Source organism: Shewanella olleyana (assembly GCF_023283825.1).
GTDB classification, from domain to species: Bacteria; Pseudomonadota; Gammaproteobacteria; order Enterobacterales; family Shewanellaceae; genus Shewanella; species Shewanella olleyana.
In genome coordinates this window covers 1-524 of the sequence record NZ_JAKILD010000083.1, presented here as the reverse complement: position 1 = coordinate 524, position 524 = coordinate 1, and the positions used below count along the sequence as shown (strand labels likewise).

Annotated in this window: 1 protein-coding gene; it reads right to left on the bottom strand. The window is 51.9% G+C overall.

The window, feature by feature from the left end:
- The coding region (locus L2735_RS19940; RefSeq protein ID WP_248986320.1) for a tetratricopeptide repeat protein at positions 1-524 on the bottom strand (524 nt) is incomplete at both ends.

Below are 524 nucleotides of genomic sequence, written 5' to 3'. Positions count from 1 at the left end.
CTCTGCCCAGCGCGCTGGCTGCTCAGCATAAAGCGCTTTTCGAATAGCCAGTGACTCCTCTTGCAGCGTTATCGCCTCTGTGGTCCTATCAACGCTGTAATAAGAAGTAGACAGATTATTTAGGCTGGTGGTGTAATCCTCTGCCCAGCGCGCTGGCTGCTCAGCATAAAGCGCTTTTCGAATAGCCAGTGACTCCTCTTTCAGCGCTATCACCTCTACTGTCCTACCAGCGCTTTCATAGCTGACGGCCAGATTATTTAGGCTGGTGGTGTAATCCTCTGCCCAGCGCGCAGGCTGCTCAGCATAAAGCGCTTTTAGAATAGCCAGTGACTCCTCTTTCAGCGCTATCACCTCTACTGTCCTACCAACGCTTTCATAGCAGACGGCCAGATTATTTAGGCTTTGGGCGTAACCCTCTGCCCAGCGCGCTGGCTGCTCAGCATAAAGCGTTTTTCGAATAGCCAGTGACTCCTCTTCCAGCACTATCGCCTCTACTGTCCTATCAACGCTGTGATAAGAGGAAG